Annotated in this window: 15 protein-coding genes; 5 read left to right on the top strand and 10 right to left on the bottom strand. The window is 67.7% G+C overall.

Features of this window, described 5'->3' with window-relative positions:
• Positions 1–90: 90 nt before the first annotated feature.
• Both OVA30_RS09440 and OVA30_RS09435 read left to right on the top strand, forming a co-directional pair.
• Positions 91–1287, top strand: coding sequence for a GSCFA domain-containing protein (locus OVA30_RS09440; RefSeq protein WP_268175278.1), 1197 nt, complete (start codon positions 91–93; stop codon positions 1285–1287).
• The gene (locus tag OVA30_RS09435) at positions 1188–2108 is read left to right on the top strand and encodes a WcbI family polysaccharide biosynthesis putative acetyltransferase (RefSeq protein WP_268175277.1); all 921 of its coding nucleotides are present in this window, start codon (positions 1188–1190) and stop codon (positions 2106–2108) included. Before OVA30_RS09440 ends, OVA30_RS09435 begins: the two co-directional genes overlap by 100 nt.
• Before the next feature lie 6 nt (positions 2109–2114).
• Here OVA30_RS09435 and moaA read toward each other — a convergent pair whose 3' ends face one another.
• Positions 2115–3149 (bottom strand): GTP 3',8-cyclase MoaA, encoded by a 1035-nt coding sequence (gene moaA / locus OVA30_RS09430; RefSeq protein WP_268177478.1) that lies wholly within the window; start codon positions 3147–3149, stop codon positions 2115–2117.
• Between the two features lie 142 nt (positions 3150–3291).
• Between moaA and OVA30_RS09425 the strand changes: the two genes are divergently transcribed.
• Positions 3292–3720: a gamma-butyrobetaine hydroxylase-like domain-containing protein gene (locus OVA30_RS09425; RefSeq protein WP_003597754.1), complete on the top strand. Its 429-nt coding sequence runs from the start codon at positions 3292–3294 to the stop codon at positions 3718–3720.
• 61 nt (positions 3721–3781) lie between these two features.
• On the opposite strand, the gene OVA30_RS09420 is transcribed toward OVA30_RS09425, so the two are convergent.
• A complete protein-coding gene (locus OVA30_RS09420; RefSeq protein ID WP_182567317.1) occupies positions 3782–3970 on the bottom strand; it encodes a hypothetical protein in 189 nt (62 codons plus the stop codon).
• A gap of 89 nt (positions 3971–4059) precedes the next feature.
• Positions 4060–4302: a DUF2171 domain-containing protein gene (locus OVA30_RS09415; protein WP_015822995.1), complete on the bottom strand. Its 243-nt coding sequence runs from the start codon at positions 4300–4302 to the stop codon at positions 4060–4062.
• A 153-nt stretch (positions 4303–4455) separates the two neighbouring features.
• Between OVA30_RS09415 and OVA30_RS09410 the strand changes: the two genes are divergently transcribed.
• Positions 4456–4593, top strand: a complete 138-nt coding sequence (locus OVA30_RS09410; RefSeq protein WP_015951148.1) for a hypothetical protein — start codon at positions 4456–4458, stop codon at positions 4591–4593.
• 99 nt (positions 4594–4692) lie between these two features.
• Here OVA30_RS09410 and OVA30_RS09405 read toward each other — a convergent pair whose 3' ends face one another.
• The 4 genes from OVA30_RS09405 to nadA all read right to left on the bottom strand — a co-directional run bounded on the left by OVA30_RS09405 (position 4693) and on the right by nadA (position 9100).
• Positions 4693–5361, bottom strand: coding sequence for a L,D-transpeptidase (locus OVA30_RS09405; RefSeq protein WP_015822994.1), 669 nt, complete (start codon positions 5359–5361; stop codon positions 4693–4695).
• A gap of 313 nt (positions 5362–5674) precedes the next feature.
• Complete coding sequence (gene nadC, locus OVA30_RS09400) at positions 5675–6535, bottom strand: carboxylating nicotinate-nucleotide diphosphorylase (protein ID WP_015822993.1); 861 nt, start codon at positions 6533–6535, stop codon at positions 5675–5677.
• Entirely contained in the window at positions 6528–8057 is a 1530-nt protein-coding gene (locus tag OVA30_RS09395) for an L-aspartate oxidase (RefSeq protein ID WP_268175276.1), read from the bottom strand. The genes nadC and OVA30_RS09395 overlap by 8 nt, the downstream gene beginning before the upstream one ends.
• A complete protein-coding gene (nadA, locus tag OVA30_RS09390; RefSeq protein ID WP_015822991.1) occupies positions 8057–9100 on the bottom strand; it encodes a quinolinate synthase NadA in 1044 nt (347 codons plus the stop codon). The genes OVA30_RS09395 and nadA overlap by 1 nt, the downstream gene beginning before the upstream one ends.
• Before the next feature lie 408 nt (positions 9101–9508).
• On the opposite strand from nadA, the gene OVA30_RS09385 reads away from it, so the two are divergent.
• Positions 9509–10882 carry a methyl-accepting chemotaxis protein gene (locus tag OVA30_RS09385; protein ID WP_268175275.1) on the top strand — a complete coding sequence of 458 codons (1374 nt, stop codon included), beginning with the start codon at positions 9509–9511 and terminating at the stop codon, positions 10880–10882.
• Positions 10883–10962: 80 nt separating this feature from the next.
• Here the strand turns inward: OVA30_RS09385 and OVA30_RS09380 are convergent, their stop codons facing one another.
• From OVA30_RS09380 to OVA30_RS09370, 3 genes are all read right to left on the bottom strand, one after another.
• On the bottom strand, positions 10963–11274 hold the full coding sequence (locus OVA30_RS09380; protein WP_003600093.1) for a hypothetical protein: 312 nt from the start codon (positions 11272–11274) through the stop codon (positions 10963–10965).
• Complete coding sequence (locus tag OVA30_RS09375; protein ID WP_012254020.1) at positions 11274–11600, bottom strand: EthD family reductase; 327 nt, start codon at positions 11598–11600, stop codon at positions 11274–11276. The genes OVA30_RS09380 and OVA30_RS09375 overlap by 1 nt, the downstream gene beginning before the upstream one ends.
• Positions 11601–11685: 85 nt before the next feature.
• A complete protein-coding gene (locus tag OVA30_RS09370) occupies positions 11686–13017 on the bottom strand; it encodes an NAD(P)/FAD-dependent oxidoreductase (RefSeq protein ID WP_004446824.1) in 1332 nt (443 codons plus the stop codon).
• Between the last annotated feature and the right edge of the window lie 66 nt (positions 13018–13083).

Here is a 13083-nt window from a genome sequence, read left to right as displayed (position 1 = left end):
AGGGACGCCGGCCTGAGGCAATTCGGTCGGATACGGCTCGAGTGACGGCCGTTGCCGCTGCGGAGCCGGTCGGCTAGGGTCCGGCTGCCGATGCAAGACCGCGCCCGAAACCCCTATTCCGGTCTTGCCGACCACGCCTTCTGGGATCGCTCCGTCGGCTCGCTGCCGCTGTTCGCCCTCGACCCGATGGCCGGTCCGCCGGTACCGGATGGGTTCCGGCTGGCGCGGCAGACCCGAATTGCCACGGCGGGTAGCTGCTTTGCCCAGCACATCGCCGACAGGCTCCAGGCGAGCGGCTATCATTATCTCGTCACGGAAGACGCGCCCGAAGGCGTCACGCCGGATGAAGCGCGTACGCGCGGCTACCGCTTGTTCTCGGCGCGCTACGGCAACGTCTACACCGCACGCCAGCTGCTGCAGCTCATCGAGCGGGCCTATGGCCGCTTCACCCCCGCCGATGCAGCCTGGGAAAGACCGGACGGCCGCTTCGCCGATCCGTTCCGGCCGCGCATCGAACCTGCAGGCTTTGCCAGCCCCGAAGCGATCGAGGCGGAGCGGCAAGAGCACTTCGCCCAGGTGCGCCGGCTCTTCGAAAGCCTCGACGTCTTCGTCTTCACCCTCGGCCTCACCGAGGGCTGGCAAGCGACGGCCGACGGGGCGGCCTTTCCGCTCTGTCCGGGCGTGGCCGCCGGCACCTTCGATTCGGAGGCCTACGTTTTCAGGAACCAGCCGATCGAGGAGGTGATCGCGGACCTCTCCGCTTTTGCCGATGCCCTGAAGGCGGTCAATCCGCGGGCGCGCCTGATCCTGACGGTCTCGCCGGTGCCGCTTGTCGCGACCTATGAAGGGCGCCACGTGCTGCAATCGACCGTGCACAGCAAGGCGGTGCTCCGGGTCGCCGCCCAGCGTCTCGCCGACACGCGCGACGATACGCTGTACTTCCCCTCCTACGAGATCATCACCTCGCCCGAGGGCGCCTTCCGCTATCTCGAGAGCGATCTCAGGTCCGTCAGCAAGGACGGTGTCGATCATGTCATGCGGGTCTTCTTCCGCCATCTCACCGAGGGCGGGGACCAGGACGCCCTCCCCGCCTCGAGCCGCAGCCTGCACGAGGCGCGCCATGAGTTCGCCCGGCAGGCCGCCGTGGTCTGCGACGAGGAATTGCTGGCAGCCGGAGGCACGCGGCCGTGGCTAGGCGAATCGTCGTCGTCGGCAACAATTGCCAAGTCGCCGTCCTTGCAGGGTGCCTGGGGTTCCTTGCGCCGGATGCTGAGATCGCGTCGGTAGAGCCGGCGACGTTCTCGCAGTTCGATTCAAGTCCCGCGCGGCTGCTCGAAGCAGTTCGGGACGCCGACCTGACCGTGTGCTTCCCGTTCGAGGCCGGCCCGTTCGGCGAGGTGACGCCCGCGCGGATCTCCGAGACTGCCCGGTTCGTCGTACCCGTTCCGACGATCGTCTTCCCGGCCTTCCACCCGGATATCGTCTACATCGCCCATAAGGGCGGCCTGTTCGGCTCTCCGATGGAAGACTACCACTCGGCGCTGATCGTCTACGGCTTCGCCCGCGGCTTCTCGGCCGACGCGATCGTCTCACTGTTCCGGGCCGAGGTCTTTTCGCGCGTCGGCTATCTCGACGGGTGGTTTCCCAATCGCGATGCCCTGCTGGCGATGAGCCATGCGCACGGCTTCAACCTCAACCACCTGTTCGCCGGCTGGATGCGTCGCGGCTGCTTCATGCACACGATCAATCATCCCAAGCTGTTCGTGCTCGCGGATCTGGCCCGCGACGCGCTTCACCGTGCCGAGATTCCGGCGCGAACGGCGGCCTGCGAGGATTACCTGCCCGACCCACTCAGTGGGAGCATCTGGCCGGTCTATCCGGAGATCGCGGCACGGCTCGGCGTCGCCGGCAGCACGACCTTCAAGCCGCCGCTCGGCGGACTGAACTTCCTCGTCGATGCCGCCCGCTGCATCGAGCTGCGGGCGATGGTCGAGGGATCGCTGGCGATCTACGCACACACGCCGAAGATCGCCACGCATTGCGAACGCGTCCAGAACTGGCTCGCGAACCGGGAGATTCGAGACACGCTGGTCCCGATCGCGGGCTGAAGAGCGTCAGCCCCCGGTCACGCTCATGTGCCGCGGCACGGCCGCCGGGCGGGCGCGTTCGATGACGAAGTCGTGGCCCTTGGGCTTGCGGGAAATCGCCTCCACGACGGCCTGCGTCACCAGCGCGTCATCGGGCGAGGCGCGCAGGGCCGCGCGCAGATCTGCTGCGTCTTCCTGGCCGAGGCACATGTAGAGCTTGCCGGTGCAGGTGAGACGGACCCGGTTGCAGCTCTCGCAGAAATTATGCGTCAGCGGCGTGATGAAACCGAGCCGCCCGCTGGTCTCCTCGATCCGCACGTAACGCGCCGGGCCACCGGTGCGGTCGGGCAGTGGGGTTAGCGTGAAGCGCTGCTCCAGGCGCTGGCGGGCGACCGACAGCGGCAGGAACTGGTCGGTGCGGTCGCCCTCGATCTCGCCGAGCGGCATCACCTCGATCAGCGTCATGTCCATCCCGATTCCGTGGGCCCAGGCAATCATGTCGGCGATCTCGTCCTCGTTGACGCCCTTGAGCGCCACGGCGTTGATCTTGACCTTGATGCCGGCGGCGCGCGCCGCCTCGATCCCTGCCAGCACCACCGACAGGTCGCCGCGCCGGGTGATCGCCCGGAACTTGTCCGGGTCGAGCGTGTCGAGCGACACGTTGATCCGGCGCACGCCGAGTTCGGCCAGTTCGGGCGCGAAGCGGGCAAGCTGGGAGCCATTGGTCGTCAGCGTCAGCTCGTCGAGGGTGCCGCTCTTCAGGTGGCGGGAGAGCCGGCGGAACAGATGCATGATGTCACGGCGCACCAGCGGCTCGCCGCCGGTGATCCGCAGCTTGCGCACACCGCGATCAATGAACACGCCGCAGAGCCGATCGAGTTCTTCCAGCGTCAACAGATCGCGCTTGGGCAGGAACTGCATGTCTTCCGACATGCAATAGGCACAGCGGAAGTCGCAGCGATCCGTCACCGAGATGCGGAGATAGGTGATCGCCCGCTGGAACGGGTCGATCAGCGGCGCCGGCCGGACCGGCGCGAGGATATCGTCGGCGGGGCCCCACATACGCGCCTCTGAACTCGACTCGGTGCCGGCATGGGTGGTTTTGTCGGCTGACAGATCCAACATCGCCATCCATATGAGGGCGGTGGCATTATCCGGCAAGCGCGGGAGCGCAACGCCGGCATGAGAGCGTGGAACGACCGTCATGAGTGAGCGCTGGCCCACCGAGATCCGCCTGTCCGGAGACAAGCGCATTCTGACTGTCGCGTTCGATGGCGGCGGTCGCTTCGAGCTGCCCGCCGAATACTTGCGCGTGTCGAGTCCCTCAGCGGAGGTTCAAGGCCATTCTCCGGCCGAACGCAAGGTGCTGGGCGGCAAGCGCGATGTCGCAATCCTCTCGGTCGAGCCCATCGGCAACTACGCCGTGAAGCTGTTCTTCGACGATATGCACGATACGGGTATTTACGGGTGGGACTACCTGTTCGATCTCGGCCGCGAGTACCGGAATCGCTGGTCGACCTATCTGCGCGAGCTGGAGGAGCGTGGCCTCACCAGGGACCGCGTGACTAGCGCACCCGCGAAAACGAGCCATGGCAGCGGGGGCTGCGGAAGCGGCGGTTGCGGCTGCCACTGAGAACGCGATCAGATCGTGGAACGTGACGCGGGCCACGCCTGAAGGTGGCCCGCGAAACGCATCAGCTCGGCTGCTCCTCGACCTGGTCGAGATCCTCGTCGGGGATCGCATCCGGCCGATGCGGCGGGGGATCTCCGGCCGGCGGCTGCGGAGCGGGAGGCGGATCACCGATCGGCTTCGGCTCGGATTCTGATTTCGGCCGATCATTCTGTGCAGTCAAAGTTCTCTCCATGAACGCGGCGTCGGCCATCGGCGTATGATGAGGCCGAACTCGGTGCTGAGACGAGGCGGTCGATCGATTCGGACGCTCGAACCGCGACCGGGGCGCATGACGTTCGCTTACGCGGCGCCCGACGTGCTCCACTCTTTCTTCACCTCGTCCGCACTCCGATTGAGCCGGACCTGATCGCCCTCGACGGCGATCACGAAATCGAGGGGGATGTAGTGATGGAGCCCGCCCGCGTCGGCGTCGCTCTTCGTCAGCTTGATCTCACCTTTTCCGACGTGATCCACCGTGCCGACATGTCCGCCATCGGAACCGACGACGGTGGCGTGCTCGCGTATCTGGCTGGCATCGACCATGGTTGGCCTCCCTGTTGAGGGGAGCCAACCGGCATTACGGGGGGAGGTTCCGCGCCGGCGACCCACGCGGCTTCGGAGCCGCCTGCGACGGTCCGGCATTGAACCATCCCCCGCCCCACCCGTTGGCGTGCGATATTTCAACGGAGGTCGCTTGTGTCAGCGAATGAGTTCCAACACCGCGTCGGTCAGGACGTGAATTCCGTCGATCAGCTCAGCAGCGTCGTTATCCTCGGCTTGGCCGTGGCAGGCGGCATCGCGGCGGTCGTGCTGGATCTGCTGCTGATCGGCTGACGCCTCGCTCCCTCGGACCAAGACCGACTTGGACCACGCCCAAACGAAAAGGGCCGGCATCGCTGCCGGCCCTTTTTCATTTACATTTCGGATGAACGATCAGCGCTGGACGACGACCCGGGCGCCGACCTTCACGCGGCTGTAGAGATCCGTCACGTCCTCGTTGGTCATGCGAATACAGCCGGAGGACACCGCCGTGCCGATCGTCTCAGGCTCGTTGGAGCCGTGGATGCGGTAGATCGTGTTGCCGAGATACATGGCGCGCGCGCCGAGCGGATTCTCGATGCCGCCCTTCATGTAGCGCGGTAGGTCGGGACGGCGGCGCAGCATCTCCGACGGCGGGCGCCAATCCGGCCATTCGCGCTTCATCGTGACGGTCTGCGTGCCACCCCAGGTGAAGCCGGGACGGCCGACGCCGACGCCGTAGCGCAGGGCCTCGCCGCCGGGCTGAATGAGGTAGAGCCGGCGCTCGGTGGTCGAGACGACGATAGTGCCGGGGGCGTAGGGTCCGGAATAGGGAACCGTATCGCGCGGAATCGCGGTCATCTGCGGCACGGTCGACGCGAGCGGGTCGGCGGGCGCGCCTGGGATATCCGCCGGCAGAGCCGCGTTGGCGGTCGGCAACGTGTTCTGCGGGCGCACGCGCACCGTCAGAACCTCGGTCAGCGGCTGACGCGTGAGCGGGTCAATCTCATAGGCTGCGGCAGGGCTTGCCAGCGCGAACGTCGCGCAGGCAAGCCCGCCCAGGGCAACGACGAAACGGCGCATCAGGGCCTCTCGGGGCAGGCGAAGAACAGGGGACGCGGTGGAAGAACCGCCGCACGATGCCGTGCGGACCCTCGCCAAGGCGTAAACGCTCCCGGTTTAAAGCCAAGCTTGATTTGCAGTGCAGCACCGCTTCGGCCAGCCTCGTGACCGTGTGGCCACACTGTGGCAGCTCGGCCGTGCGGGCAAGGATTATCGTTGGTGGCTGGAACCTTACGCGCGTTCCTCTGAACCGTCGAAGCGGAAACGGTGATGCGCAACGGTCAGACGTTCCGGTGGCACCGGATGAGGGAGGAAGGTCCCGGCGTGCTCGGGGCTACGCCGCGTCGAGCCCCAAATCGATGATCGCCGAGCTGTGGGTGATCCAGCCGACCGAGATCAGATCGACGCCCGAGGCGGCCACGGCGCCGACGGTCTCCCGATTGATCCGGCCCGAGGCCTCTGTCACGGCGCGCCCATCGACCATCGCCACCGCCTGCCGCAACGTGTCCGGGCTCATGTTGTCGAGGAGCACCGCGTCGGCGCCGACCGAGAGCGCCTCTTCGAGCTGGGCCAATGTGTCGACCTCGACCTCGATCTTGACGAGGTGACCGGTCCGCGCGCGTGCCCGCTCGATGGCGGGAATGATGCCACCCGCGACGGCGACGTGGTTGTCCTTGATCAGCACCGCGTCGTCGAGGCCGAAGCGGTGGTTCGAGCCGCCGCCAGCGCGGACTGCGTGCTTCTCCAGCGCCCTCAAGCCCGGCGTGGTCTTGCGGGTGCAGACGATCCGCGCCTTGCCGTGCGGCCGCGCCGCCTCGACCAGCGAGGCCGTCGCCGTGGCGACCCCGCTCAGCCGACAGAGCAGGTTGAGGGCGACGCGCTCCGCGGTCAGCACGGCGCGCGCCGGGCCGGAGAGACGGATCACGGTATCACCCGGCGCGACGCGGGATCCGTCGGGCCGCTCGACCGAAACCGTCAGGCTCGGATCGATCAACTCGAACGCGATGGCGGCGGCGTCGGTGCCGGCGATCACCCCGTCCTGACGGGAGGCGATGACCGCCTCCATGCGCTCGCCCGCGGGCACGATGGCATCCGTGGTGATGTCGCCCGCCCGACCGAGGTCTTCGAGCAGGGCCGCCCGCACCACGGGCTCGACGAGAAGGCGCGGCAGCGGCAGCAGGACGTCGTCAGGCATCGGTGAGTTCCTGAAGCGCGCACGAGGCGTCGGCTGCGGCGGGCGTGAACACGGAGTGTCGGGCCGGGAGTTGGCCGGGATGATCGCTGCGCCAGTGGGCGCCGCGGCTTTCGCACCGATCGAGGGCGGAGCGGGCGATCATCAGGCCCGTGGCGGCCGCGTCGCTGCCGCGCTCGGACAGATCGGCGAGACGCGCGATGGCCTGCGACAGGCCGGCGGCGTCGCGCACCACACCAACGCAGCGTTCCATGATGCCGCGAACCTCGGCGAGCGCTGAGGCATCCTGCGGCGGGATCGCCGGCAGCGGCGCCGGACGATCCGTGCTGACCAGGGCCGAAGCGGCATCGATCGATTCGGCGATGCGTGGCGCAAAGGCCAGCGCTTCGAGAAGCGAGTTGCTGGCAAGTCGATTGGCGCCGTGCAGACCGGTCGAGGACACCTCGCCGCATGCCCACAGGCCCGGCACCGTGCTGCGGCCGGCGGCGTCCACGAGGATGCCGCCCATGTGGTAGTGCGCCGCCGGGCGGACCGGGATCGGTTGGACCGCCGGATCGATGCCGGCCTCGGCGCAGAGGGCGAACACCGTCGGGAAGCGCTGCGGCATGCGGGCGCCGAGCGGGCCGCGGGTATCGAGATAGACCGTGCGGCCACGGCCGAGCGCCTGGAAGATGCCTCGGGCCACCACATCGCGGGGGGCAAGGTCGCCGCCTTCGATCCCCGCCATTACGGGCGCACCGTCCTCATCGATCAGCACCGCCCCTTCACCGCGGAGCGCCTCGGTCGCGAGCGGCATCGGATCGCGGCCGGCGGCGATGGCGGTCGGGTGGAACTGCACGAATTCGAGGTCACGCAACGCTGCACCTGCCCGCGCGGCGACGAGCAGTCCCCGCCCAAGGGCGCCCCGCGGGTTCGTGGTCGAGGCATAGAGCGCACCGGTGCCGCCGGTCGCCAGCACCACGGCGCGGGCGGGCAAGCGGAAAGCCGCGCCGTCGCGCTCACACACGACACCGCAGACGCGGCCGTCGGCATCCTGCATCAGGCCGTGCAGTCCGGCGACGAGGAATTCGATCGAAGGTGTCGCCTGGACAGCGCGGACCAGCGCATCGAGCACGGTACGGCCGGTGGAATCGCCCCGAGCCCGTACGATCCGGCGGCGGCTATGGGCAGCCTCCAGCCCGAGCGCCAGGGCGCCGTCCGCCTCCCGGTCGAAGCCGGTGCCGAGGGCGACGAGCCAATCGATCAGGCCCGGTCCCGCCTCGGCGACGCGTAGGGCGACCGCCGGCTCGGTCAGGCCGGCGCCCGCAGCGAGCGTGTCGTCCGCGTGGAGCGAAGGCGCATCGTCCGCGCCCATTGCGGCGGCGATGCCGCCCTGTGCCCAACCCGTGGCGGTGCCGGCCCCAAGAGGTGAGGCCGTGATGAGGGTGACGGGGCGGGGCGCGAGCCGCAGGGCGGTGGCGAGCCCGGCCACCCCGGCGCCGACCACGACCACCCGGTCGGCAGGACTCCGGGCGAAGACGCTCATCAGGCGGCCTGCCGCGGTGAGACGGTCTGGGTCGGCTTCACCGCAAGCATCCGCTCGACGGCGAGGCGCGCGCGCTCGGCCAGCCCGTCCTCGACGGTGATCTCGTGCGTCATCGTCTCCAGCGCCTCACGGATGTTGCGCAAGGTGATCCGCTTCATGTGCGGGCAGAGGTTACAGGGCTTGATGAACTCGATGTCGGGGTTGGCCACCGCGATGTTGTCGGCCATCGAGCACTCGGTCACGAGCACGACCTGGGACGGTCGCTTCTCGGTGACGTAGTTCATCATCATCGCCGTCGAGCCGGAGAAGTCCGAGGCCTCGACCACGTCCGGCGGGCATTCCGGATGGGCGATCACGGTGATGCCGGGATAGCTTTCGCGCACATCCGCGATGTCGGCCGGGGTGAAGCGCTCATGCACCTCGCAATGTCCGGCCCAGGTCAGCAGCTCGACCTCGGGCACCTGCTTCTGGACGTTTTGGGCCAGGAACTCATCCGGGATCATCAGAACCCGCGGCACCCCGAGGGCGCGCACCACGTCGGCGGCGTTGCCGGAGGTGCAGCACACGTCCGACTCCGCCTTCACCGCAGCGGAGGTGTTGACGTAGGTCACGACCGGCACGCCCGGATACTTGGCGCGCAGGGCGCGCACGTCGGCCGCAGTGATCGAATCGGCGAGCGAGCAGCCGGCGGCCATATCCGGCATCAGCACGGTCTTGCCGGGGTTCAGGAGCTTGGCGGTCTCGGCCATGAAGTGGACACCGGCCAGCACGATGACGTCCGCATCGACCCGCGCCGCCTCACGCGCCAGCGCCAGACTGTCGCCGACGATGTCCGCCACGGTGTGGAAGATCTCCGGCGCTTGGTAATTGTGCGCCAGAACCACCGCGTTGCGCTCGCGTTTCAAGCGCAGGATGGCTTCGACATCGGGAGCCAGCGCCGGCCACTCGATCGCGGGCACATGACGGCTGACGCGCTCGTAGATGTGGGGCAGCGGGAAGGCCCGTTCGGCCGGCTCGCGAAGGGCGGATCCTGCCTCGGACATCGCGGTCTCCTTTATGCTCAAAATGAGCATTGTGCCGCCTAAGTTAGGCGCCACCCCTGCCGTTGTCCAGATATGCTGAGACTGAGCATAACGATTTTGCGATGCAAAATTTTGCTGCATCTGCACACGAGCGCGCCGGCATCAGATGCAAGAAATCGCAACCCCGAGGGAGCCTAGACCGACGCAATTCATCATTTGATGCTTCTTATCAGCACCTTATAAGCACCTTCTAGGTCACTTAAATCCAACGTTAACTAGCCATCGGTAATCATCAGCACCGTCATCATAGAGAGTGCTGCGCCCGACCTCGCTCAACCGGTAGATGTGCGGCTGCCGACGAGCGAAACCGATCTGGGCAGGTCTTTCCATAATAAGTGGCAAGAAAAGTAATCGGGGGCCTTTGACGCCATGCTGTCTCTCAAGCTCGGCCGTACTGCCGCATCGTCCGCATCTGTTTCATCCGAGATCCCGACCGCCGGCCCTTCCGACGACGCGCGTCTGATCGCGGCGATTCAGCGCCTCGCCAATCGTGCCGGCTTCGACGAGAGCGCCGTACCGGGTAACGCGGTAGGTGCCGCTTTGAGCGACCTCGAGCGGGTACGGCGCAATGACCTGCGTGCCGAACGGGCCAACGTCGCCGCCGTGGCAAGGGAGGCCTCGGAAGGGGCGATCAATATCGGCTGGACCACCTACGACGTGGGCGAAGTCGCGCAATCGACGCAAACCATCGCGAGCGCGATCGAAGAGATGGGTGCCTCGATTGCCGAGGTCGCCGAGACCTCGGAGGCCGCCGGCTCCAGCGCCGCCGAGGCGCGCCAAGCGATGACAGCCTGCATGTCCGATGTCGGCAACGCCCGCTCGGCCATGGACGCGATCCGCGACCGCACGCACCAGATCGACGAGCGCCTTCAGCTTCTCCAGAACGCCATTGCCGAGATCGGCACCATGGCGGGCACCATCGCCACGATCTCGAGCCAGACCAACCTGCTCGCGCTCAACGCCACGATCGAGGCGGCGCGCGCCGGTGAAGCAGGGCGCGGCTTCTCGGTGGTGGCGGCCGAAGTGAAGTCGCTCTCCGGCCAGACCGCGCGCTCGACCGAGCAGATCCGTACGTGGCTCAACACCCTCCAGGGCGAGATGAGCCAGATCGCCCGTGCCGTCGAGGAGAGCCGCGGCGCGGTCTCGACCGGCAGCAGCGTGGTCGACAGCCTCGGCACCCGCGTCGAGAGCGCGGCCGAGCGGATCGCCCGCACCAGCGAAATGAATGCGGCCCTCGCGGCCGCCATCACGCAGCAGAGCAGCGCGACGGCGGAAATTTCGAGCAGCGTGCAAAGCATCGCCGCCAAGGCAGCCAAGACCCGCACCGAGATCGAGGCCATCACAAAGCGCCTCGTGAAGGCCGAGACGCTGGCGCAGACGGCTCTGGCGGATTCGAGCGGGCTCGATCTCTACGAACTGGTGCGTCTGCCGGCCGATCTCGGCCTGTGGAAGCGCGGTCTCGCGACGATCCTGCTTGGCGCGGCGCCCGCCGATCCGGCCGCGGCGATCCTGCGGGGCCGGGCCGCCCGGCAGGCGGTGGAGGGTCTGACCTCCGATCCGACCCGTCGGAACGCGGCAGAGGCCTTCCTGAAGGCTGAGGCGACCGCCCACGCCGAGGCTGAGCGCATGGTGAAGGCTCTCGCCCAGAACAATTGGGACGTCGGCACCCCGGCCTATCAGGCCGCGAACGCGGCGATGAAGGACATGATCACCACCGCCGCCCGGATCATCGAAGCGGCCTGAGCGCCGCGCGGCGCTGTCGCCCAGGTGCTCTTAAAAGCGGGCCGCCCCTGCCCTTCAGGCGGGCGCGGCCCCCACCGCGATCAAGCGGCTTCCTCGTCATCATCAAGCGTCGGATCGCCAGTCCAGGCCGTCGCAAAGGCGGCCAAGTGGCGCGCATCGGAGAAGGCGAGCACCGTGACCGTGCGCTCCGTCGGCATCCCACCGGGATAGGGTGCGAGAAGCACCGTCTCCTGCGAGAGGCGCGCGTCGGGCGCGTTCGCGTCGATCCACGCCTTCGCCTCGGGCGTCAGCGTCGCCGGATCGGCCAGCGCCCGCGAGTCGGCACGCAGCACGATGATCGTCGTGCCGAGCCCCGGATTGGAAGCCTGGATCTGCTTGATGATGTCGATCATCACCCTCTCACTTCAGATGCCGCAAATTCGCTGAGCTGCACCGTCGGCTGCGTGTCGGTGAAGTTCGGGATGTCCCCGAAGATCTCCGGCCCATCCGCAGCGGCCGCGGACTTGAATGCGTCGGCGGATTCGAAGCGCAGCAGCGCCACGACCTGATAGGGCGGCGCGCCGCCATCCGGCGTGCCGGTGCCCGTCACGACCGTGTAGTCATGCAGACCCTTCGCGGTCCAGCGTTCGCTGACCAGTGGCATATGCTTCTTCAGATAGTAGTCCATGTCGAAGCGGGTGCCGGCGCCGCTCGGATACATCACGCTGACGAGGATCATGGCGTCTCCTTCCACCGGCTTCTTCATCGAACCGGCGGATCGGGAACATGTCGCGCCCGCCCGCCGGATCAAGTCTCGGGCTTCGTCAGTGCAGCTTCACCCGCGGCTCGGTGCGCCGGGTGAGCGCCCGGGCCAGGGCATCGAGGCTCGTCTTCCACCAGCCGTTCACGGCCGTTTCGTGCATCTTGTAGAGCGAACGGTACATCAGCCGGGCGAACAACCCGGCGATGAACATGTTCTTCCCCTGGATGAAGCCCATCAGGTTGCCGACGGCCGTGTACTCGCCAAGCGAGACGAGCGAACCGAAGTCGCGATACTTGAACGGCTTCAGCGGCCGGCCGGCGAGACGGTTGGCCATCTGCCCGTAGAGGTGCGAGGCCTGCTGGTGAGCCGCCTGGGCGCGCGGCGGGATCGGCGTCTGGGAGCCTTCCTCGACAAGGTAGGCACAATCGCCCATGGCGAAGATGTCCGGGTCGCGGGAGGTCTGCAGCGTCGCCGTGACGACGAGCTGGTTGTTGCGGGTGCTCTCGAGCCCGCCGAGATCCTTCAGGAAGGCCGGCCCCTTCACGCCCGCGGCCCAGACCACGAGTTCGGAGGGGATGAAGCCGCCATCGGCGAGCTGCACGCCGTCGGCCCGGACCTCGGTGACGCGGGCCTGCACCCGCACCTCGACGCCGATCTTGGCGAGTTGGCCCATCACCTCGACCGCCAGCCTTTGCGGCACCGCCGGCAGGATGCGGTCGGCGGCCTCGATCAGGGTGATCTTCAGATCCTTGGCCGGATCGATGCGGTCGAGGCCGGTGCGTGCCACCTCGCGGGTGGTGCGGTGCAGTTCCGCTGCCAGCTCGGTGCCGGTCGCGCCCGCGCCGATCACCGCCACGTGGAGCTGGCCGGGACGCACCGGACCGTCCTGGGTGTGAGCGCGCAGCATGCCGTTGACGAGGCGCTGGTGGAAGCGCAGCGCCTGCTCCTTGGTGTCGAGGGCGATGGCGTGCTCGGCGACACCCGGCGTGCCGAAATCGTTGGTGGTGGAGCCCACCGCCATGATCAGCGTGTCGTAGGGGATCGTACGCACGGGCGTGACCTCGCGCCCCTCGCTGTCACGGCTGGCGGCGAGATGGATCACCCGCTTCTCGCGGTCGAGCCCGGTCATTTCGCCGATGCGGTAGCGGAAGTGGTTGGCGTGGGCGTGGTGCAGGTAATCGATCGCATGATGGCCGACATCGAGCGAGCCGGCGGCGACCTCGTGCAGCAGCGGCTTCCAGATATGGGTGCGCGCCCGGTCCACCAGGGTAATGTGGGCCTTGCCGCGCTTGCCGTATTTGTTGCCGAGCTTGGTCACCAGTTCGAGCCCGGCGGCCCCTCCCCCCACCACGACGATCTTGTGCTGATCCGTGACCGATTCGCTCGGAACCATCCTCGCCCCACTCGCGTCGCAGGCCGCCTCGCTCGGCAGCCTTTCAGTTTGGAATGATCTTACATC

The organism is Methylorubrum sp. SL192 (assembly GCF_026672325.1).
In the GTDB taxonomy this organism is placed as follows: Bacteria; Pseudomonadota; Alphaproteobacteria; order Rhizobiales; family Beijerinckiaceae; genus Methylobacterium; species Methylobacterium extorquens.
Note: the sequence above shows the minus strand (reverse complement) of the source record. Positions and strands in the feature narration are given on the sequence as shown.

Bases quoted from the DNA above. Each gene is read 5' to 3' on its own strand.
- OVA30_RS09380 (WP_003600093.1), bottom strand. From the start codon at position 11,274: ATGATCGACATCATCAAGCAGATCCAGGCTTCCAATCCGGGGCTCGGC.
- OVA30_RS09375 (WP_012254020.1), bottom strand. From the start codon at position 11,600: ATGATCCTCGTCAGCGTGATGTATCCGAGCGGCGCCGGCACCCGCTTC.
- OVA30_RS09425 (WP_003597754.1), top strand. From the start codon at position 3,292: ATGAGTGAGCGCTGGCCCACCGAGATCCGCCTGTCCGGAGACAAGCGC.
- OVA30_RS09395 (WP_268175276.1), bottom strand. From the start codon at position 8,057: ATGAGCGTCTTCGCCCGGAGTCCTGCCGACCGGGTGGTCGTGGTCGGC.
- moaA (WP_268177478.1), bottom strand. From the start codon at position 3,149: ATGTGGGGCCCCGCCGACGATATCCTCGCGCCGGTCCGGCCGGCGCCG.
- nadC (WP_015822993.1), bottom strand. From the start codon at position 6,535: ATGCCTGACGACGTCCTGCTGCCGCTGCCGCGCCTTCTCGTCGAGCCC.
- OVA30_RS09440 (WP_268175278.1), top strand. From the start codon at position 91: ATGCAAGACCGCGCCCGAAACCCCTATTCCGGTCTTGCCGACCACGCC.
- OVA30_RS09420 (WP_182567317.1), bottom strand. From the start codon at position 3,970: ATGGCCGACGCCGCGTTCATGGAGAGAACTTTGACTGCACAGAATGAT.
- nadA (WP_015822991.1), bottom strand. From the start codon at position 9,100: ATGTCCGAGGCAGGATCCGCCCTTCGCGAGCCGGCCGAACGGGCCTTC.
- OVA30_RS09415 (WP_015822995.1), bottom strand. From the start codon at position 4,302: ATGGTCGATGCCAGCCAGATACGCGAGCACGCCACCGTCGTCGGTTCC.
- OVA30_RS09385 (WP_268175275.1), top strand. From the start codon at position 9,509: ATGCTGTCTCTCAAGCTCGGCCGTACTGCCGCATCGTCCGCATCTGTT.
- OVA30_RS09370 (WP_004446824.1), bottom strand. From the start codon at position 13,017: ATGGTTCCGAGCGAATCGGTCACGGATCAGCACAAGATCGTCGTGGTG.
- OVA30_RS09405 (WP_015822994.1), bottom strand. From the start codon at position 5,361: ATGCGCCGTTTCGTCGTTGCCCTGGGCGGGCTTGCCTGCGCGACGTTC.